The organism is Pelomicrobium sp., from assembly GCF_036803785.1.
Classification (GTDB): Bacteria; Pseudomonadota; Gammaproteobacteria; order Burkholderiales; family UBA6910; genus Pelomicrobium.
Window position 1 is genome coordinate 1 of sequence record NZ_DAIRTR010000040.1, and the last position, 22,315, is coordinate 22,315.

Sequence of the window (22,315 nt, forward strand, 5' to 3'; positions counted from 1 at the left end):
GCCGCATGTCGTTGCGCAGCTTCACGCCCCGCCCGGGCGGCAAGCGCAAGGCCCTGGGTTTGTGCGGCTGCTCGAAATTGTGGACATAGCACCAATCGGAGGGCCGTCCCTCGCCCTTTGCCTGGCGCGTCAGAAATTCCTGCACCAGCGTGCGCTTGCCCGCCCCCGGCGGCCCGAGCACGTAGAGGTTATAGCCATCCCTGCGAATGCCGATGCCGAAGCGTACCGCCTCCGCCGCCCGCGCCTGCCCGATGAATTCAGTTAGCTCTTCGAGCTCGTTGGTCGTCTCGAATTGGAAACACGACGGGTCGCAATAGCCGCATAGCAGTTCGGGGCTCAGGGCCTGGATAACGGCGGGCGGTGTCGGTCTGTCCATAGGAACGGGCGCACACGAGAGTACAGCGCTCGTCCTCATTGTAAGAGCCCCGCCACCCCGAGAATTGATCAAAATCAATCGACCTGCATGCCGGACGCCTCGGGGAGCGGCCAGCAGCGGCCGTCCTGCCGAAGTTAGCACCTATTCTTTCGGCGGTGCCTCGGCCGGTTCGATACCCTCCACCCGAGGGATGTCGCGCTGCGGGTGCTGCTTGACGATGCGCTTGAGCTGCTCCTGTTTCGCGATCGAGCGCGTGATCGACTGCTGCAACTCGGTCTCAAGGGGTTGCGGGAAAGAGGGGTTTCTCGCCTTGGGCATCGCGGATCTCCTAGACCTTGTGGGTGTAACGCGGGTAACGGTGAAACGACCATTGTTCCCGTGGGCCGGCCCGGCCCGCGAGACGCTTTCGAATTCTCAGAGGCCCAAAAAAAAATTTTCCCTCCCATTCCCGTTTCAAGTCTAGGCGCAGGGGACGTTTGGGCCTTTGATCTGGGTCAAAGCGCCTGCAGGTAGGCAGCGGAATACTCAAAGGTCCCGATCAGCGGCAACGGAGCCTCCGCTGCATCGGCTGTTCACCCTCGGAGGAAAACATGGATGTCGGCGAGATCTGTACCCGGGAAGTGGTGATCGCGACGCGTAACACCACCGTGGTCGAGGCAGCACGCCTGATGCGCGAATACCATGTCGGCGACCTGGTGGTGGTGGACGAATCCGAGGGACGACGCGTTCCCGTCGGTATCGTCACCGATCGGGACATCGTCGTCGGCGTATTGGCTCTGGGATTAGATCCGGCGGTCCTGACCGTCGGCGATATCATGGGCAGCGACTTGGTCACCGCGGCCGAGGATGACGACGTGTACGAAACCTTGCAGATCATGCGCACCCGCGGCGTGCGCCGCGTGCCGGTGGTGAATACCGCGGGCGCCTTGGTGGGCATCGTAGCGCTGGACGACATCCTGGAAATCTTCGCCGAAGAGCTGGACGCAGCGGTCAAGGTGGTCGCGCGCGAGCAGGCCAACGAATCCCAGCGCCGCCGCTGAGGTGGCAAAGTGGAATTCTCGACCTCCGCCTCACGGCATGTCTGGGAGACCAAGTACCGCTATCGGGACGGGGCGGGCGGCGGGGAGCGCACGATCGAGGACACTTGGCGCCGGGTGGCACGGGCGCTGGGCGCCGTGGAGCCGCGCAACCGTGAGGCGTGGACGCAGCGCTTTCTCGGCATCTTGAAAGATTTTAAGTTCCTGCCAGGCGGCCGCATCCTGGCCGGGGCCGGCACCGGGCGCAGCGTGACCCTGTTCAACTGCTTCGTCATGGGGACGATCGAGGACTCGTTGGAGGGTATCTTCCGCGCCCTCTACGAAGGCGCGCTCACCATGCAGCAAGGTGGCGGCGTAGGCTACGATTTTTCCACCCTGCGCCCGCGGGGCATGCGGGCTAAAAGCGTTGGCGCCATCGCCTCCGGGCCGGTCTCCTTCATGCACATCTGGGACGCGATGTGCGCAACCCTTCTCTCCACCGGGGCACGGCGCGGGGCGATGATGGCAACCCTGCGTTGCGATCATCCCGATATCGAAGAATTCATCTCGGCTAAACGCGAGCCAGGCGTGTTGCGGCATTTCAACCTATCGGTCCTGGTGACCGATGCCTTCGTCTCAGCGATCCGCCTCGACCAGGACTGGCCGCTCGTCTTTCCCGTCACGGCGACGGACGAGCCCCCAGGAGAAACCATCTTGCGTGACTGGCCCGGGCACGACGCGCCGCTCCGCTGCCGCATTCACAAAACGCTCAAAGCTCGCGTTCTCTGGTCCATGATCCTGCGGGCAACCTATGACTACGCGGAACCAGGCGTGCTCTTTATCGACCGCATCAATCGCTACAACAATCTCTGGTACCGTGAGCGCATCAGCGCGACGAACCCGTGTGGCGAAGTCCCGCTGCCGCCGTATGGTGCCTGCGATCTGGGATCGGTAAACCTCACCGCCTTCGTGCGCGATCCTTTCACCAATACGGCGCGTCTCGATCTCGAGGCGATACGCGAGACTGTCACGATCGCAGTGCGTCTCATGGACAACGTCATAGACGCCTCCCAGTTCCCGCTGGCGCCACAGGCGGAGCAGGCGCGCGGCACGCGCCGCATCGGCCTGGGAATCACCGGGCTGGCCGATACGCTGACCATGCTGAACCTGCGCTATACCGAACCCGGGGCGCGTGCTCTCGCTGCCGAGATCATGCGCCTCGTGTGCTATAGCGCCTACCGCAGCTCCATCGAGCTTGCCAAGGAGAAGGGAGCTTTTCCGTTCTTTGAACGGGACAAGTACCTGCAAGGCGAGTTCATCCGGACGCTGCCCGCGGACATCCGCGACGAAATCGCTCGGCACGGCATTCGCAACAGCCATCTGATCGCCATCGCTCCCACCGGGACCATCAGCCTGCTCGCCAACAATGTATCGAGCGGCCTGGAGCCAGCATTTGCTGCGGAATTCCGCCGTGGCATGCTGAACGAGGACGGCAGCTCCATCGCCTTTGACTTGATCGATTATGCCGTGGATCTGTGGCGGCGGCTAACGGGCGACCCCAAGGGTGTACCTCCGGCCTTTGCCCGCGCTTCGGACGTGCCCCCGGAGGCGCATGTGGCGATGCAGGTGGCCCTGCAGCCGTTCGTCGACAACTCCATTTCCAAGACGATCACTATCCCGCAGGATTTCCCGTTCGAGACATTTCGAAGCATCTACGATCTCGCCTACGACCGCGGGCTCAAGGGTTGCACCACCTATCGACCCAACCCCGTACGGGGTGCAGTGATCACGGCGACCGAGGAGAACGCGACGGCTCCCCACTGCTGCGTGATCGAGCGGGAAGCGGACTAGAATCTTCGCGGGTTTCCGTCAATCCGTCGCGCGAATGCATAAAGGCATTGGGCCACAGGTCGAAATCGCCGCCTCCCCGGCACGCCTGGGCGAGCATGACCCTGGCCCGTGCCTGCTTACCGATCGCTCCGGAGCCGCGCCCCGTCTACTGGATCTTGATGGTACGCTTCTTTGCCGTCTCCGTCTTAGGCAAGGTGATCTCCAGCACGCCGTCGCTCAGCGACGCCTTGGCTTTTGATTCATCCACTTCTGCCGGCAGGGAAACGGTTCGGGAGAATGCGCCGCGGGAGATCTCGCAGCGATAGTAGTCCCCTTTTTCTTCCTTCTCCTCGCGCTTGCTCTCGCCCTTGATGGTGAGCACGTTTCCGGTCAGTGAGATCTCGATGTCTTCCTTGTTCACGCCTGGCACTTCGGCCCTTACCACCACCTCTGCGTCCCGGTCGATGATGTCGAGCTTCGGCACCCGCGCGCCGATCCTCGCCACGTCGGGAATGGTCGGCCAGTCCCACCTGAACAGCCGTGGGAAGCGGTAGGAAAGGAGCTCGTCGAACATGCGCTCGAAGTCTTCGAACGGGCTCAACGGCCTTGCCGTGACTCTCTCGACTTCCTTTCCTTTGGTAACAGCCACTTCCTTTTTTGTTTCCTCAGCCATGATGGATCCTCCTGATCGAGACGATGTACGCAACGCCTTTCCGGTCGCTCCCTCTGCCGAAGAAACAGGCGGCTCTGGGCAGACGGCCGGTCGCTCTTTGCAGCAGCTCGACCGCCCTCCACGACGACCATCCGCTTTGTCGAGCTGCACAGGATAACTATGTCGCGTGGGAAGGCGCTTGACTTTGATCTAACGCAAACCCGTGCCAAGTTTCACCCGCTTCGGGGTCGAGCCCGATCGTGCTGGTCGTAGAGTGCTTTGATCTGGGTGGCGAAGCGCTTTTCCATTTCCGGGCGCTTGAGCTTGAGGGTGGGCGTCAACAGTCCGTTTTCGATGGTCCAAGGCTCGAGGGTCAGCCAGATCCCATGGGGGCGGGCGTAACTGGGGAAGCCGCGCAGGGCCTGTCGCACCCGCTTGAGCGCTTCGGCGGCGGCGTCGCGGGACGCAAGGGAGGCGGGGTCATCTGGGTCTAGGGAGAGAGCTGCTGCGAGTTCCCGCCAGGTCGCCTGGTTCACCACCGCCAGCACGCCGATGAAAGGCTGACCCTCCCCTACTACCATGGCCATATCAAACAGGGGATCGCGGCAGATGGCGATCTCCAGGTCCTCGGGCGGCACCTTCTGTCCGTTGGATAGCACCAGGATCTCCTTGATCCGGCCACGAATATAGATGCGACCGCCTTCGATGCGGGCCTGATCCCCGGTGTGGAGCCAGCCCTCCCGGTCGATTGCCTGGCGCGTCGCCTCGGGATGGCGCCAATAGCCCAGCATCACGCCGGGACTGCACACCAGGAGCTCGTCCCTGTCCCCGAGCTGGACCTCCACGCCCGGCAGGGGTTCGCCCACGGATTCGGGGACGTTGCGCGCAAGGGTGTTTCCGCTCACCACCGGCGAGGCCTCGGTGAGACCGTAGCCCTGGAGCAGGGGTAGGCCCAAGCCGATGAAGAACCGCGCCACCTCCGGATGCAGGGGCGCGCCCCCGCTCACCGCCAGGCGCAAGCGCCCGCCGAACCGTGCCAACACCTTCGCCGCTACCAGGCGGTGGAGGAGCGGCCACAGTGGCCGTTGCCAAGGCGGCGCCGGGGCAGCCCGTCGCTGCTGCGCCTCGAAGCGCCGCCAACCGGATTCCACGGTCAAACGCAGCAGCCAGGCCGCCAGGAGGCCTGTGCGTTGGACCCGCTCCCGCACCCGGGCATAGGCGGCATCGTAAACCCGTGGCACCGAGACCAGGACCGTGGGGCGGACGGAGACCAGATCCTCCGCCAGGCTCTGTAGCGAGCGGGCATACGCCACGGCGGCGCCCACCATCATGGGGACATAGTAGCCCACCGTGCGCTCGAACATGTGGGCGAGGGGTAGGAACGAAAGGAACAGGTCGTCGGGATAGGCGGCCACGGCCTCCAGCACCGCTTGGGCGTTCCACAGGATGTTGCGATGGGAGAGCATCACCCCCTTGGGGGGGCCGGTCGTCCCCGAGGTATAGACCAGGGTGGCCAGGGCGAGGGGATCGCCTACATCGGTTTCGAACGGCGCCGGCGCTGATCCGAGCCACCGGGCGCAATCGACGGCCGCCGCGTCCTCCTCCGCGCCGCTGCAGGGTTCCAGACAGATCACCCGCTTCAAGGCGGGGAGCTTCTGGCGATAGGGCATAAGCCCCCGCCATCTCTGGCGCGAAGCCACGAGGAGCAGCCGCGCCTCCGAGTCGGCAAGAAGATACGCGACGTTCTCCAGGCTATCGGTCGCGTACAGGGGAACCACGACGAGTCCCAGGGATTGGGCCGCCATATCGCAGCACACCCATTCCACGCCGTTCGGCGCGAGGATTGCCACCCGCTCGCCCGGGGCGAGGCCCTCTGCAGCCAAGGCAGTCCGCCAGCGCCCAGCGAGCGCTGCCACCTCGGCCCACGTGTGGCTGCGCCATTCCCGCGCTGCCGGATCGAATTGTCGATAAGCAAGCCCCTCGGGCGTGCGTTGCACCCGCTGCAGGAACAGCCCGGGAAGGGTGCGCGCCTCGTCGCACCCGATCGCTCCAGAAGGAAGGCGGGCTCGATCCACGGGCCGGGGTCAGCGTTTTGCCCGGCGACCGGCTCACTCCAGGACGAAGGTGATCTTCAGGTCCACCCGGTACCTGGCGATGTTTCCGCCTTCCACCACCACCTGCTGCTCCTTGACCCAGGCGGCGCGAATGTTGCGGACGGTCTTGGAGGCGGTCTCGATCCCGTGGCGGATCGCGTCCTCGAAACTCTGGGTGGATTCGGCGCTGATTTCGATGACTTTCGCGACGGACATGGTCTTACCCCTTCCTGTGTCTGCGGCAAATGATCGATGGCCGTTTGCCATCGTCCATCTCCTCTCGAGGAGGAGGTTTCCGTGCGGGCGGCCACTGTGCATCGTCTCGACGGTGCTCCCGGCTGCCCAGACCCATTGCAGCACGAACGGGAAGTAGCCGGTTTGACTTGCATCAAACCGGTGCCCTCCCGGCACGCCTAAACTGGCGAAAACGGTCCGGAGCGAAGCGAGGAAGGAACGGTCATGTTTCAACACATCTTTGTTCCCATCGACGGAAGCGCCACATCGCAAGCCGCGCTGGAGACGGCGCTCCAACTGGCGAAGGAGCAGGGCGCCGAGGTGCGGATCGTCCATGTCTTCAAGCGTTTCGTGATTTCCTCCGGCGGCAAGCTCATCGATCTCACCGAGGCGTTCAAGCAGGAGGGAGAGGCAGCGTTGGTGCGAGCGAAGGAACGGGCGCGCGCGGCGGGCGTGGCGGCTGCGACCGAACTGATCGATGCCGGCGGACGGCGCATCTCGGTGGCCATCGTGGAAGAAGCGCTCCGATGGCCCGCCGATCTCATCATCATGGGCACCCATGGGCGGCACGGCATCGAGCATTTGCTTCTCGGCAGTGTGGCAGAAGGCGTCGCTCGGCGAAGCCCTATCCCCGTCATGCTGATACGGGGGCGGTGAAGACGACGCCTTACCGCTCGAAGTCCTCCGAGTTTGCGCTCCCATCCTTCCGGGAGCGGCTGCGCTTCGCTTCGGGCCTCTCCTCTATCCAACAAGCTCTGACGTGCGATATGGGAAGGTAGCCCGGCGGTGGGTCCGTGCATCCTCTTCCTTATCCGCTATCTTGTCTCCTATCGGGCAAGGATCTTCACCTCGACGCATTCCTGTTTCTGCAGAAGACCGCTCTCGATGTTGCCTGCCGCTTGGTAAACACCAAGAAGACCGCAAAAGCGGCCCTCGCCAGCGACGAGTTCATCGCCCGGGCGATGCGGGAGATCGAACGGCTGCTCAAGCGGGGCAAAAGCAAGCGCAGAGCCTAGCGGAGGCGGCACTTGAAAGCGTCCCGACGATAGGGCTTCAGGCGTGCAGCGCCTCACCACTGCGGCGGGCCCGGGCGCGCACGATAGCCTTGCGCGCCTCTTCCGCCAGCAGCATGACCAGGGCGAAGGGAAGCACGAAGAGCCACGCCTGCGCCGGAATCGGTGCCGTCCCGAAGAGCGTATTACCCCAAGGGGTGTACAGGATCGCGAGCACGAGGGCGAGCTCGAACCCGATCCCCGCCAGGATGAGGCGATTGGAACCGACCCCACGCGCCATTACCGAGTCCAACTCCGAGCGGCACAACCAGACGTTGACCACCTGCATCAAGACGATAGCAGTGAGGCAAGCGCCGGTGGCCGCCCGATACAACGGGTCCGAGGAGGCAAGGAGCGCACCATAGGTCCAGCCGCCTTGGCTCAACACGAAGAAAAACGCTCCGAGGGCGGCCGCCGCTTCGAACAATCCGAGAAACAGGTAGGCGCGGGCGACCAGCGGTGCGTCCACCAGGCGCTGGTCGGTGCGCCGCGGTGGTCGGCGTAGCACTTCCGGTGCCGGCGGCTCCGCCCCTAGGGCCAGCGCCGGGAGCATGTCGGTCCCCAGATCGACGGCCAGGATCTGCGCCACGGTGAGGGGCAGCGGAATGGGGAACAAGGCGAAGGCGATGTAGGGAACGATCTCCGGAATGTTTGAAGTGAGAATGTAAGTCAGGAACTTGCGGATGTTGTCGAATACGGCACGGCCCTCTTCGATGGCAGCGACGATGGAAGCGAAATTGTCGTCCAACAACACCATATCCGCCGACTCCTTGGCCACGTCGGTGCCGGCGACCCCCATGGCGATTCCGATGTGTGCCTCCCGCAGCGCCGGGGCGTCGTTGACCCCGTCTCCGGTGACTGCCACCACCTCCCCCTTGCGTTTGAGCGCGGCCACGATCCGGCGCTTCTGCTCGGCGCCGATTCGAGCGAACAAGATCTCGGGGGCATCGAGAGCGAGCTGAAGCTGGGTGTCGGAGAGACGCTCGAGCGCGTCCCCCGTCAACAGACGCGGCTCGCCATCGCTTGCGAGGCCAATCGTCCGGGCCAGGGCGAGCGCCGTCCGGGGATGATCTCCAGTCACCATGATCACCTTGACGCCGGCGCTGCGGCATTGGGCGATGGCGCCGGGAACCTCCGGGCGCGGCGGATCTTCCAGCGCCGCAAGCCCGGCCAGCACCAGCTCGCGCTCCAGCGCCTCTTGGGTCCACTCGCGCTCCACCGGGCGGAAGGCAAGGGCGATGACCCGCAATCCCTCTCGCGCCAGCCGTTCCTGCACGTCGAGAAGGACAGCGCGATAGCCTTGGTCCAAGGGCTCGGGTCCGTCAGCACGCCACACGCTTGTGCAACGGGGCAGCAGTGTCTCCAAGGCACCTTTGCTATAGAGAAGCAAGCCCTCCCCGTAGCGATAGAGGGTGGACATGAAGCGCCGCTCGGAATCGAACGGCACTTCGTGCACCCGCTCGCCCCGCTCGACGACGCCGTGGTGACGCGCGAAATCCACGAGCGCCACCTCCAGCGGATCCCCTCGCTCCGAGGCCGGTCCCGTCCCCAAGCTGTGGCAATGAGCCGCCGCTTCGAGCAGAGGCCTTCCCGCCTCACCCAGCCGGGCTTGCGCATCCGCCAGGGTGTCCGCGTAATACAAGGTACGAACGCGCAGCCGATTCAGAGTAAGGGTGCCGGTTTTGTCGGTACAGATCACCGTGGTCGACCCCAGGGTTTCCACCGAGGGAAGATGGCGAATCAGGGCGTTGCGCCGCGCCATGCGCTGCGCTCCCATGGCGAGCGCCAGAGTCACGGTAGGCAACAGTCCCTCCGGCACGTTGGCCACAGCGATGCCGATGGCGAACAAAAACTTGTCCCAGAACGGAAGTCCCACCGTATCACCGATGAAGAAGAACAGCACGCCCAAGACGAGCGCGAGCAGCGCGATCCAGCGGGAGAGCCGGGCGATCTCCCGCTGTAGTGGCGATTCGGCTTTGGGTGTGGCCTGGGTGAGATGGGCGATGCGCCCGAACTCGGTGCGCATCCCGGTGGCGAACACCACCGCCTTCGCCTCTCCGGCGACGAGGGTCGTGCCCGCGAGCACGACATTGTGCGCCGCGAGCACGTTTTCGACGCTGCAGGGTTCGGCGCTGCGCGCCTGGGGCAGCGACTCGCCGGTGAGGGTCGCCGCATTGACCCGCACGCCGTAGGCCTCCAACAGCCGGCAGTCGGCAGGCACGTCGTCTCCGGCGGCCAAGTAGATGAGATCGCCCGGCACCAGGTCGCGCACCGGGAGCGAGCGCACGCGACCGTCGCGCATCACCCGGACCTGGTGCGGTAGCAAGCGCTGCAACGCGGCCAGGGTCCTTTCGGCGCGAAACTCCTGCCAGAAAGAAAACACTCCGTTTACCACGATCACGCCGATGACCGCAAACCCGATCATGGCCATTCCCCGGCCCGGGTCCCAGTGCTCGGCGAGAAAAGCGAGCGCCGCCGCGAACCAGAGCACCAGCGCGAGGAAATGGGTTACGTGGCGCAGGGCGCGCCACGACCAGGGCGTTCGTGGTGCCTGCTCGATCTCGTTCGGGCCGAACTCGGCCTGCCGTCGTGCGGCCTCGGCGGAACTCAGCCCGCGCTCGGAGCTATTGAGGCTGGCGAGCGCCTCGGTCGCGCACAGGCGGCAGAGGGCGGACGTGGACGTCGCTGCGTCCACCTTCCCTCTCAAAGCTTATAGCCGATTCTGCGCAGCAGATCCTTGCGCCACTGGATGTCCTCTTCGCCCTCGATGCCCCTGGCACGGAAGCCGTCCACCACGCCCAGGACGGCGCGCCCCTGCTCGGTCTCGGCCAGAATAACCTCGGTCGGATTGGCCGTGGCGCAGAAGATACGGCACACTTCCGGCACCGCCTTGAGCGTGTTCAGGACGTTGAGCGGGTAGAAGCCTTCGCCCAGGAAAACGATGAAGCAGTGGCCGGCAGCAATGGTCATGGCGTTCTTCCGAGCGAGCTCCACCATTGCGGAATCGGTGCCCGACCAGCGGACCAGGCATTTGCCGGAGGCTTCGCAAAAGGCCAGGCCGAACGCGATGCCGGGAACCGCCGCGACCAGGGCCTCGTGGATGTCCTCCACCGACTTGATGAAGTGGGTCTGCCCCAGAATGAAATTGACCGCTTCCGGTTTATCGATCTTCACGGTGACGAGTTCCATCTCGAGATCCCTCCTGAAGAACGCGCCTGGACTACTTCCTCGGCACGGGACGAGCCGTGCCCGGTGACGTGCTATCTGCCGAAGTTTAGTCTTCCAGTCTGCGCTCCGCCGTGTCGAAGGCGTCGCGCATGGGCAACGTACAAGTCCTCCGCGCCCTGACGATGAACCGAGCATTCCCCGACAGGGAAGCGCAGGTCGATGCGCACGTTGAAGTGACGGTCCTAGGGTTTGTGGCGCCGCTCCTCCTCAACGACCACGGGGCAACGGGTGGGCTGGGGATAAAATTTCTCGAGATTTTGCCGCCTTGGCTCGGGTCTCGGCTTTCACCGCGTCAGAGGCAGGTACGTCTCGGAAAGTGATCTGCAAGGGAACTTGCATGATGCCTGCTCTCTCCGTCTAGCCGTGGGCTTTCGACCCGTCAGATTACCTGGGCCGCTGCAGCCCGATTTGACCTGGATCAAACGGAGCCCCCCTCTCCCGCTCGTGCAGACGCAGGATGCTCTCGACCACGCGGACCACTTCGTCGTCTGCCAGGGGGGGACGGCATCGCACGCGGTTCCAGGCGAGTAAAAGCTCGAGCACCACCTGCGGATCGACGCCGTGCCACAACAGGTGCCCGGCCAGGGAGGCGATGGTGTTGTTGCGTTGCCCTTGCGCCACGCCCTCCTGCACGAGGGTACGCCAATGGGTGATCGGATGCCCCGCCCGCGGCCTCGCGGGAAGTACGAGGCGCAAAAGCCACGGGGGCACGGGCGCCAGCGGCACCTCGTCGGGGGAACGTCCCGGCACCCAGGCGTAGCGCCGCCCGCTCGGATGTCGCGACGGCGGCGCCACCACCATACCGCCGTCCCCGCGCAGGTCTAGACCCGAGGCGATGGCGACCCGGTTCGGCACCACGCCACCAGGATGGGAAAAATAGTAGTGTCGCCCCCCGCCTCCGGTTATCGCCTCGACGGTAACAGGCAGCGCGCCATGCTCGGCTATAAGGGCGGCGAGGCTCGCCTCCCCCCCATGGCGGGGATCCACATCCAGCACCACGACCTGGGACATCGCCCCGGTGACGATCGCCAGGTTAGCATCGCCGCAGCGATGGAACCAAGCCTCCAGTTCCTCTGGCGTCGGAAGGCGGCGCTGGAACTCGGCCCACGGCACCACAGGCCGCTTGCCCCGCGGCTCCACCGGGACCACCGACCAGCCGCGGGCAAGATACCCGCGGGCCGCCGCCAGGGGCGAAGGCCGCGATTCGGACACGGGCTTCCCCCGGCTCATCGGCGCAAGCGAAACGGATGCTCAAGGGCTACCCTGCCATGCACGCCTTCGCGTGCAGAAACGTGACAGGGCGGGCCAAGTCCGCCTGTCCGGGCGCTCCCGTCCCCGGAGCAACGTGCCCGTAGACGTCGGGCATGGGCACACCCAACGGCCTGGATAGCCGTGCCACCTTTCTGATCTGCTCGGACTCCCGGTCGTTCCTGTGGGCGAGGAGGTTGCGGGTGCCGAAGAGGCCTAGCGGCGTTTCCCGGATCCGAGCAGCGCTTTCTAGGCACCGGGTGCTCCTTGCCCAGTGGGTCCGTGTCCATGGCGGAACGCCTAGACGTCCACCACGCAACGCGCTTCCCATTGCCCGTCCCGTTCCCTAACGGAAAGCATGGTGAGGGTCGCACCCTTCACCTCCACGCCCCGCTCCATGCGGGGGGTCCAAACCTCGCCGATAGCCTCCCCCACCCAGCGATCCCCTCGCCGCTCCAGGCAGAAGCGGCTGAAGACGGCGCCATGCTCCCGCGCTGCCGCGAGCAGCCGGTTGAGCCAGGTCACCAGGGCGAGCTCCACGTCCGATTCTTCGAACTCTACCTGCACGGTGAGGGTGTGACCGACTTGGGTGAGATCGGTCATGATGGCGAACATCGCTTGTGCCGCCGATGCGAACGCCTCGGTCACGCTCCGCCCTCGCCCGATCACGCCGATGTCGGCGTCGTGCTCGAAATAGTCGTAGCTTTGCGCTTCCATCTCACTCCTTACCAACCCTCTTTCGGGCCATAGTGCACAGCCAATTTACCACGCCGGCCAGCGGTGAGCGCGAGCCTTGCGTGCCCGGAGCCCAACCAGCGTGGTACCCCGGGCGAGAGCTGCTTTGGGGCGTTGCGCCCTCCACCATGCCTACGTGCTGGAGGGCCGACGCCGTGTCGCGTGGAATCCGCACCGTGCCTCGTTCACGGCTGCAACGCTGCCTTCATTGATCTAGATCAACACCCGTCCGATGGGCTGCGGTACCTTTGTGGCTGCGTGCATCGGAACCTGCGAGGTCGTCCATGGCCTTGAGCAAGAAGCAGTTGGATCGGTTGGCGCGCGCCATCATGCAGCGTCGCGAAGCGCTCTTGAGGGAATTGCTCCAGGATGCGGGCCGGGCTCGCGAGGAAGTCTACGGCGCACTGGCGGGCTCGGTGCCGGACACGGCCGATCAGGCGGTCGCCGACCTGCTCTCCGACCTCGACCAGGCGGAGCTCTCCCGCGACCTACAGGAGCTGCGCGACCTAGAGGCCGCTCGGGCGCGCCTTGCGGACGGAACCTTCGGTCGATGCGTCGATTGCGGCCGGGAGATAGAATTCGAACGGCTCCAGGTCTGCCCGACTGCGGTGCGCTGCTTCGAGTGCCAACGCCTGCACGAAAGAACCTATGCCCATCCCGGGGAGTCCTCCCTGTAAACCCAATCGCGGTGCACCCTGCCGCCATGCACCCCATACCCCCTTTTCCTGTCCATAAGCTCGTGCATATCCCGGACGGCCCGGCCGTGATCGAGGGTATGCTGGAGGCGCCGAAAGCCCCCCAGGGAATGGTGCTGTTCGCCCACGGCAGCGGCTCCAGCCGGCATTCCCCACGCAACAATTACGTGGCGCGGGTCTTGCGGGAGGCAGGGATCGGCACCTTGCTCATGGATCTGCTGACGACGGAAGAGGATCGGAATGACGAGACCCGCTTCGACATCCTCCTCCTCACCCGACGCTTGATGGTCGCCACCCGATGGCTGCGCCAGCAGGCGGGTTATGGCTCGTTACCGATGGGCTATTTCGGCGCGAGCACGGGTGCGGCAGCGGCGCTGCGGGCGGCCGCGGAGCTCGGGGAAGCAATCGCCGCCGTGGTCTCCCGGGGCGGCCGGCCGGACCTGGCCGGTCGGGAGACGCTGCGCCGGGTGCGCGCTCCCACCCTCTTGCTGGTCGGCGGCCGGGACGCAGGGGTGATCGAGCTCAACCAAGCCGCCTATGAAGTGATGACCTGCGAAAGGCGGCTTTCCATCATCCCAGGCGCCACCCATCTGTTCGAAGAACCCGGTGCCCTGGAGGAGGTCGCGCGCCAGGCGAGCGCCTGGTTCGCGGGCCACTTCGGTGCGGCGCCGCTTTCCCAGCCTTCCTCGGACTGATTGCCAGGCGCACCGCCCGGAACGATCCAGACGCTGAGCTCGCCCGCGAAGAGCCCGCCCGAGGACGATCCCTCGTCGTTGCGGCGCTTCTGCGCCCCAGAGCCTGGCTTCAGGCTGGCGTGACGGCCCCGATCGCCGCGAGGCTCAAACACCCCGCAGCGCGCAACACCCACCGGTAAGTACATCGGATCACTTTTCCACTACCACCCGGGCGGGCTTTCGTCCTGCAAGCAGCGCGGCCACCGTGTCATCGTCTACCTGAGGGAAGTCGAGATAGAACGCGCTCACGGCGCCGAAGTCTTCCGGTGCGTGGAGGCACACGACCTCGTCCGCGTAGCGGCCCACTTTGTCGAGGCTATCCCGCGCCGCCACCGGTACGGCGCAGACGAGCCAGGCCGGCTTCTTCGCCCGCACCGCGTGCAGGGCCGCGATCATGGTGGCGCCGGTGGCGAGTCCGTCGTCCACCACGATGACGGTTCTTCCCGCCGGGTCGATCGGCTGGCGCGCGGGCGTGTACTTGTGCCGGCGTGCCTGCAGAATCTCGAGTTGGCGTCGCCTCTCCGCTTCGAGATAGGCCGGGTCTGCCCCGACCCGGGCCGCGTAGTCGGCCACATAGGTCCAGCCGGATTCGTCGACCGCCCCCACCGCGAACTCGGGACTGAACGGCGCTCGCAGCTTCGTCACCAGCACCACGTCCAGCTCGCCATCCAGCGCATCGGCCAGCACCCGTCCCATCTCGATGGCGCCGCGGGGGATCGCCAGCACCAAGGGGCGGGCGCCGCGGTACTGGGCCAGCGCGGCCGCCAGTCGGCGCGCCGCGTCGATGCGGTTTTCGAAAATCATCCCGCCTCCACAGGCACCCGCACGGGCCTTTCCTCAAAGGACGGCAAGCCACGCGTTGCCGCCTCCCGCGCGATGCCGCCCCGAACCGTCCGGGCAAGCCCGGCCACTTGGTCGGCGAGCGCCTCCAGCAGATCGTCGAGGGAGATGATACCCTCGAGCCGCCCGTCGGCAGCCGTCACCAGGACGCGGCGCACGCCGGCGCTCTGCATGACGTCGATCGCGTCTTCGACACTCGCCTCCGCGGGCACGGTTACCAGCCGGCCGCTCACCAGCTGGCCGACCATCGCCTGCTGAGGGGCAATCCCACGGGCCATGGCCAGGACCACCAAGTCCCGGTCGGTGACCACGCCCGCAGCCATGGATCCGTTCGGCGTGTCCTGGGTGACGAGCAAAGCTCCTACGTGGTATTCGCGCATCAGCGCGGCGGCTTGTTCCAGGGTGGCGCTGTGGTCTGTCGCCACGATTTCGCGCGTACAGATATCTCCGACTTTCATGGTCGCTCCTTTCCTTGTTGGCCCCTGCGGCCGGCTGCCGGGACCGGCGTACCGGACTTCGATCAACGATACCCCCCCTCCCGGACGGGACATTGACCTATATCAAAGGACGTTCGGCCCCATGGACCTCGACCCGATTCGCACCGATGTTGCCACGCCGGCAAAGCGAAAGGACGGGTGATAGAATCCTTGCGGTTCGAGCATGAGCGCCATCCCTGATCTTCCCGGCCCCCGCGGCCGGCGCTTGTCCATCCCGACGACCCGCGCGGTCCTGGCGTCGGTATCCGCGCTGGCGATTGTCATCGCCACAGGCACCGCGCTCATCCTGGGAGAGCTGCGCAGCCGCCAAATCGCCGACGCCCAACGCGAAGTGGCCAACGTGAGCCGCCTTCTGGCAGAGCAGACCGCGCGCACGTTGCAGAGCGTGGACTTTATCCTCAAAGGAGCGATCGAGCGCGTGCGGGAGGGGCAAGCCCGCCCCCAGCTCATGGAACAGACGACCGTGCGCGCCCTGATGCAGGCGCGCATCAGCGGCGTGCCTTACGTCCGGGCGCTTTGCATCTTCGACCCCCAGGGGCGCCTGTCCTTGCATTCACATGTCCATCCCGCCCCCAAGCTCTACGCTGGCGACCGAGACTACTTCAAGGTGCACATGGAAAACCCGGGCTACGGCCTGTACATCGACAAACCCGCCCGCAGCCGCCTCACCGGCGAATGGACGATCCAGCTGAGCCGCCGCATCGACGGTCCCGGCGGCGAATTTCAGGGGGTGTTCTCGGCAGCGCTCAACCCTGCGCATTTCGAAGCGCTCTATCGGGCCCTGGACCTGGGCCGCAATAGCTCGATCAGCTTGTTCCTGCGCGACGGCACCCTGCTGGTGCGCTACCCGCGCGAGGAGTCGTTGATCGGCCGCTCCTTCGCTGACTCCCCCGCGTTCCAAGCTCTGGCACATCCAGACCACGACATCGAAGGAGCTCGCGTCCTGCGCACTACCGGAGCTAACGCCACCCTCACCGGCGTGCGCGAGGTCGGCCCCTTTCCCCTCGTGATCGCAGTGTCCCGCAGCGAAGAGGCTCTCCTCGCCCAATGGCGGCGCGACGCGGTTTTGATCGCCTTTGGCGCCGCGGTGGTGACGCTACTGCTCGCCGCAGCCGGTATTGTCCTCGCGCGCGAGCTATCCCGAGAAGCGGCCATGGGCCGGGCCCTGCGGGACAGCGAGGCACGCCTGAGCGGCATTGTCCAGTCGGCCATGGACGCGATCATCACCGCCGATGAAAACCAGCGCATCGTCCTGTTCAACCCCGCGGCGGAGAGGGTGTTCCGCTGTCCCGCGGCGGAGGCGATCGGATCGCCGCTGGAGCGCTTCATCCCCGAACGCTTTCGCGCCGCCCACCGGCACCACGTGGAGCAGTTTGGCACGACCGGCGCGACCTCAAGAAAAATGGGCGATCTCACCGTGCTCTACGGGCTTCGAGCCGACGGCGAGGAATTTCCCATCGATGCGTCGATCTCACAGGTAGTGGTGGGTGGCAAAAAACTCTATACCGTGGTCCTGCGGGACATCACTCTACGCCGCCAAGCGGAAGAGGATCTGCGCGAATCCCACGACCGGCTGCGGGAGCTCACCGCGGCGCTTGAATCCGTGCGGGAGGATGAGCGGGCGCGCATTTCCCGGGAATTGCACGACGAGCTCGGCCAGCAATTGACGGCGCTGCGCATGGATGTCTCCTGGCTCGCCTCGCGGCTCTCCTCCAGCCAACCGGCGCTGCTGGAAAAGCTGAACGGTATGAAGGCGACCATCGACGCCACGGTGCGCGCCACGCGGCAGATTTCCGCGGAGCTTCGACCCCTGGTGCTGAGCGAGCTGGGGCTGGTGGCGGCGGCCGAATGGCTGGTGCAGGACTTCTCCCGCCGCACCGGGATCAAGGCGGAGTTGGACCTCGACCTGGACGAGCACGATCTGACGCTGGACGATCGCCTAGCCACCGCCATGTTTCGCGCCCTGCAGGAATCCTTGACCAACGTAGCGCGTCATTCCCGCGCCTCCCGGGTGGACGTCTGCCTTGCCGCTCCCGACGGCGCCCTGGTGCTCAAGGTGCAGGACAACGGCAGGGGCATGGCGCCGGGCGAAGAACGCAAGAGCGGCTCTTTCGGTCTTCTGGGCATGCGCGAGCGCGTACAGGCGCTGGGAGGAAAGGTCGTGGTGCGTTCGAGTCCCGGAAAAGGTACGACTGTGGAGGTGAGCGTTCCGCTCGCCAGTGTTGCGGCGGGAGGTGTCCCATGATCCGGGTGCTCCTCGCCGACGACCACACGATCGTGCGCGACGGCCTCAAGCAGATCCTGGCCGAGACTGGAGACCTGGTCGTGGCCGGCGAGGCGGCGGACGGCTTTGACGTGCTACGCAAGGTCCGCGAGCAGGACTGGGACGTGCTGGTGCTGGACATGTCCATGCCCGGCCGAAGCGGCATCGAGCTCATCAAGCAGCTCAAGGCCGAGAAACCCAGACTGCCGATCCTGGTGCTCAGCATGCACCAGGAGGAGCAATACGCCATACGAGCTCTACGCTCCGGCGCGTCCGGCTATCTCACCAAGGACACCGACACAGCGCAGCTCGTGGCAGCGATCCGCAAGGTGGCCGCAGGCGGGGTCTACCTGAGCGGAGTGATGGCAGAGCGCATGGCGATGAATCTCATGCCTGCGGCCTGCAGCCTGCCCCATACTCAGCTCTCCGACCGGGAGCTCACCGTTTTCGAGATGCTGGTGTCCGGCCTCGGCGTCACGGATATCGCCGAGCGCCTGTGCCTCAGCGTCAAGACGGTGAGCACCCACAAGAGTCGCATCCTGCAAAAGATGAACATGACGAGCACCGCAGAGCTGGTGCGCTACGCGGTGAAGCATGGTCTCATCCGCGATCCGGAAGGATAGACCTCCCCTCCGCCTCCGGAGCTGCGGCCACGGGGGTTCCTTTTGTAGGAATCCTCCTAGGAGGTTTCTTCCATTCCTACACGCACTTTAAGCATCCTCCGATATCCCGTAGCTGCGTGAATCCGCATAATGGATTCACAAAGCGTGTTCTGGGAACAAGCGTGGTGAAGGTGTTCGTCGTGGAGGATTCGGCGCTAGTACGGGAGCGGCTCGTCACCCTGCTGGAAGAGATCGCCACCGTGGAACTGGCGGGGGAAGCCTCCAGCGTGCCGGAGGCAATCGAGGGCATTGCGCACACCTGTCCCGATGCGGTGATCGTGGATCTCATGCTGGCGGACGGCAGCGGGATCGATGTCCTGCGCGCGATCGCTCGCGGGGGATTGCGGGTCAAGACCATTGTGCTCACGAACTATCCTACCGACGAGTTCTTCCGCAAGTGCATGGAAGCCGGCGCCGATTATTTTCTGGACAAGACGATCGATTTCGACCGGGTGAAAGGCATCCTGGAGAGCCTCACGGAAAAAGACTTGCCCTCGGCATGAACGTTCGGCCGGAGAATGCCCGGCGGTCCCGAAAAAGTGCAAAGGAGAAGGAGATGGGTGTGAACAAGACGGACGCGTTTGACTGGCTGGACGAAAGTCATGGCCTGGGCGCCGGTCCCAAAGACCGGGCGTACGCCGATTGCGCAGGATGTCCGGTGCGGCGCACCTGCCTATGGGCGGCCGCGCCGGCCGAAGCTTTCCAAGGGCTTCACCCGATCGTCCATGTACGCCGCCGGGTACGCCGGGGAGAATCCCTGTTTCGCTCTGGAGATCCGTTCGGCGCCCTCTACACGATCCGCAGCGGTTTTTTCAAAACCACCCTGTTGTACGCCGACGGGCGAGAGCAAGTCGGGGGCTTCTACATGGCCGGGGAGACGCTCGGGCTCACCGGCATCGGACCGCAAGTCCACATCAGCACCGCCACGGCACTGGAGGACGGAGAAGTCTGTGCCGTTCCATTTCCGGCACTCGAGCAGGCGCTTCTCGACTCGCCCCTTATGCAAAGGCGCTTCCACAAGGTCATGGCGGAGGAGATTGTGCGGGAGCAGGCTACCATGATGCTGCTAGGCTCGTTTGATGCGGAGGGACGAGTGGCGGCCTTTCTCCTGAATCTGGCCTGCCGCTACGCTTCGCTCGGATATTCTGCGGAAGAATTTCACCTGCGCATGACCCGGGAGGAGCTGGGCAGCTACCTCGGTCTTACGCTGGAGACCGTGAGCCGCACGTTTTCCAAGATGCATGAAGCCGGCCTGGTGGCGGTCAACCTGAAGCAGGTGCGCATCCTCGACGTGGAGGGACTGAGACGGGTCTTGAGCCGGGAAAGGCAGTCGCCAGAGCGCCTACCGCGGCTGTATCTGGCGGCACGCAAGGCCGCCAAACCCTCTCGAGGCCCTTTGCGTAGCGGCGCCAAAGCACCGCCCCTGCCCGCGCTGGGCTCGGCACCGCTTTCTCTGGTCTGCTGACGGGGGAGGGTCGGTGAGCGTCAGATGATCGCCCGCGAGGCCGTCTTTCCGGGACCGGGGGATCGGGCCCCGGGACGAAAGCAGGCGCCGCTCGGGGCTCCGCACCGTCACCTTGAGGGGCACGCCGAGGGCCTGAGCGGCAAGAGCGCTCGCAGTGCGAGCGAGGAGGCCCCGCCTGCGGGCACCCGAATCCCGGTCACGCCAGCGCGTCGAGCAGCGGGCAACGCCTAGACCGCCCTCAGCCCTGCATCCCGGCAGGCGATCCGTGGCGCATTGAGCGTGCGCTGAGACACTCACCCGGACAATACGCCCATGGCACAGCTTTACGGATTCGACGCGTACTCGCCTCAGGAAATCGCCGACAAAGTGGAAACGGTGGGTGTGGCCAAGGCGCGGCTGCCCCTCCCCGCCATGGCCATGCTGGGAGTGCTGGCCGGCGGCTTCATCGGGCTCGGCGCGCTCTATTTCACCCTGGTCGCCTCCGATGCTTCCCTGCCCTTCGCCGCGTCGCGAGTGCTGGGCGGGGTCGCTTTCTCCATGGGGCTGATCTTGGTGGTGGTGGCAGGGGCAGAGCTTTTCACCGGCAACAACCTCCTGGTCATGGCCTGGGCCGACCGCAGGATCACCACGGGGGAAATGCTGCGCAACTGGACCATCGTCTACGTGACCAACGCCGTCGGCGCTGTCGGCCTGGCGGTGGTGGTCTATCTGGCGCAACATCCCGAGATGGCCGGCGGCGCTATCGGCCGGCAGGCGGTCAAGCTCGCCGCGGCGAAGGCGAGTCTTCCCTTCGTCGAAGCCTTTTTCAAGGGCGTTCTGTGCAACGTGCTGGTATGCCTCGCCGTGTGGCTGGCGATGGCGGGCCGATCGGTGACCGACAAAGTGCTCGCCATCGTCTTTCCCATCTCCGCCTTCGTCGCGGCCGGCTTCGAGCACTCGGTCGCCAACATGTATTTCCTCGCCTTGGGATGGATGCTCCAGGGAACATACATCGGCACAGAAGGCGCCCCAATCGGCTGGAGCGGCATTGTGGGCAACCTGGTGCCCGTCACCCTGGGCAATGTGGCCGGCGGCAGCCTGATGGTGGCTCTCGTGTACTATCTTATCTATCGACGGCCGCACAGTACTTCCGCTCCGGGAAACTGACGGCCGCGCCTTCATCCTGCGCGAAAGACGAACACTCCAATGCTGGACGATTTTGTTCGAGAGCCGCGCATCGCCTACTTCTCCATGGAGATGGCCCTGCGCAACGAAATCCCTACCTACAGCGGCGGCTTGGGAGTGCTGGCAGGCGACACCATGCGCACGAGCGCCGACTTGGGGCTGCCCCTGGTGGGCGTCACTCTGGTGAGCCGCGCCGGCTATTTCCGACAGGAGATCGACGCCACCGGACGACAGGTGGAGCGACCCGATCCCTGGGAGCCAGAGCGTTGGACAAGCCCCCTCAACGCGAAGGTGGCGGTGGGCATCGAAGGACGCGAGGTCTGGATCCGGGGCTGGCTCTACGTGGTGCAAGGCCACATGGGCGGTCGAGTGCCCGTCATCCTCCTGGATACCGCCTTGGACGAGAACCGGCCGGAGGATCGGGAAATTACCCACTTTCTCTACGGTGGAGACGAAACCTACCGGTTGAAGCAGGAAATCGTCCTCGGCATCGGCGGCGTGCGCCTGCTCCAGGCCCTTGGCTTCACCGTGCGGCAATATCACATGAACGAAGGTCATTCCGCCCTTCTTGCCCTGGAGCTCCTGCGCCGCCACGCCTATCCACCGGAGGACGTGAGGCCCGGCGAGCCGCCCTTCGACATCCCGCGGGTACGGGAGCTTTGCAACTTCACCACCCACACCCCCGTGGAGGCGGGCCATGACCGCTTCTCCTATGACCTGGTGCGGCGTGTCCTGGGAGACTTCATCGATCTGGAAACGCTCAAATCCCTGGCGGGGAAAGACGTGCTCAACATGACGCGCCTTGCCCTGAGCCTTTCCGAGTACGTGAACGGTGTCGCCAAACGCCACGCCGAAGTGTCCCGCAGGATGTATCCGGGCTACCGGGTGCACGCGGTGACCAATGGAGTGCATCCTTACACCTGGACGTGCGAAAGCATCCGCCGGCTCTACGATACCCATCTGCCCGGCTGGTGCCACGAGCCGGAGCTGCTCTCGCGCGCCGATCGGATCCCGGACGCGCAACTATGGGAGGCCCATCGCCAGGCCAAAGGCCGGCTCATCGAGAAAGTCAAGGCATCCAGTGGGATCGCCTTTCTCCCCGAGCAGCCCATCCTCGGCTATGCGCGACGCATGACGGCGTACAAGCGGCCAGATCTCCTGTTCACCGACGTGGAGCGTCTGAAGGCGATCGCCCGGAAGCAGCCCTTCCAGCTCGTACTCGCGGGCAAGGCCCATCCTCGCGACGAGCCGGGCAAGGGCTTGATCGAGCTGCTCCATGCCCATATGCGGCAGCTCGCCGGGGCTCTCCCCATCGCCTATCTCCCCAACTACGATATGGACACCGCCCTCGCCATGGTCTGCGGCTGCGATGTATGGCTCAACACCCCGCTTCCCCCACTGGAAGCCTCGGGCACGAGCGGCATGAAAGCTGCGTTCAACGGCGTGCCCCAGCTCTCCATCCTGGACGGATGGTGGGTAGAGGGCTGTATCGAGGGGGTGACGGGATGGTCGATTGGGGACGGGGGGCAAG

Annotated in this window: 22 protein-coding genes; 11 read left to right on the plus strand and 11 right to left on the minus strand. The window is 65.3% G+C overall.

Translation table 11 applies throughout. The features are described 5' to 3' along the window. Both V7Q81_RS06660 and V7Q81_RS06665 read right to left on the minus strand, forming a co-directional pair. On the minus strand, window positions 1–376 hold a 376-nt coding region (locus V7Q81_RS06660; protein ID WP_333841181.1), incomplete at its 3' end, for a Lon-like protease helical domain-containing protein. Between the two features lie 141 nt (window positions 377–517). Beyond that, window positions 518–694 (minus strand): hypothetical protein, encoded by a 177-nt coding sequence (locus V7Q81_RS06665; protein WP_333841183.1) that lies wholly within the window; start codon window positions 692–694, stop codon window positions 518–520. A 272-nt stretch (window positions 695–966) separates the two neighbouring features. Between V7Q81_RS06665 and V7Q81_RS06670 the strand changes: the two genes are divergently transcribed. Together V7Q81_RS06670 and V7Q81_RS06675 are read left to right on the plus strand one after the other, a co-directional pair. Continuing rightward, window positions 967–1,416 (plus strand): CBS domain-containing protein, encoded by a 450-nt coding sequence (locus tag V7Q81_RS06670; protein WP_333841186.1) that lies wholly within the window; start codon window positions 967–969, stop codon window positions 1,414–1,416. Window positions 1,417–1,425: 9 nt separating this feature from the next. Continuing rightward, entirely contained in the window at window positions 1,426–3,243 is a 1,818-nt protein-coding gene (locus tag V7Q81_RS06675) for an adenosylcobalamin-dependent ribonucleoside-diphosphate reductase (RefSeq protein ID WP_333841189.1), read from the plus strand. A gap of 145 nt (window positions 3,244–3,388) precedes the next feature. Here the strand turns inward: V7Q81_RS06675 and V7Q81_RS06680 are convergent, their stop codons facing one another. The 3 genes from V7Q81_RS06680 to V7Q81_RS06690 all read right to left on the minus strand — a co-directional run bounded on the left by V7Q81_RS06680 (window position 3,389) and on the right by V7Q81_RS06690 (window position 6,183). After that, window positions 3,389–3,895: an Hsp20/alpha crystallin family protein gene (locus V7Q81_RS06680; RefSeq protein WP_333841191.1), complete on the minus strand. Its 507-nt coding sequence runs from the start codon at window positions 3,893–3,895 to the stop codon at window positions 3,389–3,391. A 212-nt stretch (window positions 3,896–4,107) separates the two neighbouring features. Continuing rightward, window positions 4,108–5,949 carry an AMP-dependent synthetase/ligase gene (locus V7Q81_RS06685; protein ID WP_333841193.1) on the minus strand — a complete coding sequence of 614 codons (1,842 nt, stop codon included), beginning with the start codon at window positions 5,947–5,949 and terminating at the stop codon, window positions 4,108–4,110. A 33-nt stretch (window positions 5,950–5,982) separates the two neighbouring features. Continuing rightward, the gene (locus V7Q81_RS06690; protein WP_333841196.1) at window positions 5,983–6,183 is read right to left on the minus strand and encodes a dodecin family protein; all 201 of its coding nucleotides are present in this window, start codon (window positions 6,181–6,183) and stop codon (window positions 5,983–5,985) included. Between the two features lie 243 nt (window positions 6,184–6,426). Here V7Q81_RS06690 and V7Q81_RS06695 point away from each other — a divergent pair, with 243 nt between their 5' ends. Next, complete coding sequence (locus V7Q81_RS06695; RefSeq protein WP_333841198.1) at window positions 6,427–6,858, plus strand: universal stress protein; 432 nt, start codon at window positions 6,427–6,429, stop codon at window positions 6,856–6,858. Window positions 6,859–7,254: 396 nt separating this feature from the next. Here the strand turns inward: V7Q81_RS06695 and V7Q81_RS06700 are convergent, their stop codons facing one another. From V7Q81_RS06700 to V7Q81_RS06715, 4 genes are all read right to left on the minus strand, one after another. Beyond that, window positions 7,255–9,948: a cation-translocating P-type ATPase gene (locus tag V7Q81_RS06700; RefSeq protein WP_333841200.1), complete on the minus strand. Its 2,694-nt coding sequence runs from the start codon at window positions 9,946–9,948 to the stop codon at window positions 7,255–7,257. An 8-nt stretch (window positions 9,949–9,956) separates the two neighbouring features. Then, window positions 9,957–10,442, minus strand: coding sequence for an adenosine-specific kinase (locus V7Q81_RS06705; protein WP_333841202.1), 486 nt, complete (start codon window positions 10,440–10,442; stop codon window positions 9,957–9,959). 423 nt (window positions 10,443–10,865) lie between these two features. After that, window positions 10,866–11,693, minus strand: a complete 828-nt coding sequence (locus tag V7Q81_RS06710; RefSeq protein ID WP_333841205.1) for a bifunctional DNA primase/polymerase — start codon at window positions 11,691–11,693, stop codon at window positions 10,866–10,868. 336 nt (window positions 11,694–12,029) lie between these two features. Next, complete coding sequence (locus V7Q81_RS06715; RefSeq protein WP_333841208.1) at window positions 12,030–12,446, minus strand: archease; 417 nt, start codon at window positions 12,444–12,446, stop codon at window positions 12,030–12,032. A gap of 302 nt (window positions 12,447–12,748) precedes the next feature. On the opposite strand from V7Q81_RS06715, the gene V7Q81_RS06720 reads away from it, so the two are divergent. Both V7Q81_RS06720 and V7Q81_RS06725 read left to right on the plus strand, forming a co-directional pair. After that, a complete protein-coding gene (locus V7Q81_RS06720) occupies window positions 12,749–13,141 on the plus strand; it encodes a TraR/DksA family transcriptional regulator (RefSeq protein ID WP_333841210.1) in 393 nt (130 codons plus the stop codon). 26 nt (window positions 13,142–13,167) lie between these two features. Beyond that, the gene (locus V7Q81_RS06725; protein ID WP_333841212.1) at window positions 13,168–13,854 is read left to right on the plus strand and encodes a dienelactone hydrolase family protein; all 687 of its coding nucleotides are present in this window, start codon (window positions 13,168–13,170) and stop codon (window positions 13,852–13,854) included. A gap of 189 nt (window positions 13,855–14,043) precedes the next feature. On the opposite strand, the gene V7Q81_RS06730 is transcribed toward V7Q81_RS06725, so the two are convergent. Then, window positions 14,044–14,697 (minus strand): phosphoribosyltransferase, encoded by a 654-nt coding sequence (locus V7Q81_RS06730; RefSeq protein ID WP_333841214.1) that lies wholly within the window; start codon window positions 14,695–14,697, stop codon window positions 14,044–14,046. Then, window positions 14,694–15,191, minus strand: a complete 498-nt coding sequence (locus V7Q81_RS06735) for a CBS domain-containing protein (protein WP_333841216.1) — start codon at window positions 15,189–15,191, stop codon at window positions 14,694–14,696. The genes V7Q81_RS06730 and V7Q81_RS06735 overlap by 4 nt, the downstream gene beginning before the upstream one ends. Before the next feature lie 202 nt (window positions 15,192–15,393). Here V7Q81_RS06735 and V7Q81_RS06740 point away from each other — a divergent pair, with 202 nt between their 5' ends. From V7Q81_RS06740 to glgP, 6 genes are all read left to right on the plus strand, one after another. After that, window positions 15,394–17,475, plus strand: a complete 2,082-nt coding sequence (locus V7Q81_RS06740; RefSeq protein ID WP_333841218.1) for a PAS domain S-box protein — start codon at window positions 15,394–15,396, stop codon at window positions 17,473–17,475. After that, window positions 17,472–18,116, plus strand: a complete 645-nt coding sequence (locus V7Q81_RS06745) for a response regulator transcription factor (protein ID WP_333841220.1) — start codon at window positions 17,472–17,474, stop codon at window positions 18,114–18,116. Before V7Q81_RS06740 ends, V7Q81_RS06745 begins: the two co-directional genes overlap by 4 nt. 164 nt (window positions 18,117–18,280) lie before the next feature. Beyond that, window positions 18,281–18,658, plus strand: coding sequence for a response regulator (locus V7Q81_RS06750; RefSeq protein ID WP_333841222.1), 378 nt, complete (start codon window positions 18,281–18,283; stop codon window positions 18,656–18,658). A 59-nt stretch (window positions 18,659–18,717) separates the two neighbouring features. After that, window positions 18,718–19,620 (plus strand): helix-turn-helix domain-containing protein, encoded by a 903-nt coding sequence (locus V7Q81_RS06755; protein ID WP_333841224.1) that lies wholly within the window; start codon window positions 18,718–18,720, stop codon window positions 19,618–19,620. A 312-nt stretch (window positions 19,621–19,932) separates the two neighbouring features. Beyond that, entirely contained in the window at window positions 19,933–20,766 is an 834-nt protein-coding gene (locus V7Q81_RS06760) for a formate/nitrite transporter family protein (protein WP_333841227.1), read from the plus strand. A gap of 39 nt (window positions 20,767–20,805) precedes the next feature. Beyond that, window positions 20,806–22,315, plus strand: a 1,510-nt coding sequence (glgP, locus tag V7Q81_RS06765; RefSeq protein WP_333841230.1) for an alpha-glucan family phosphorylase, incomplete at its 3' end; no start/stop codon positions are given.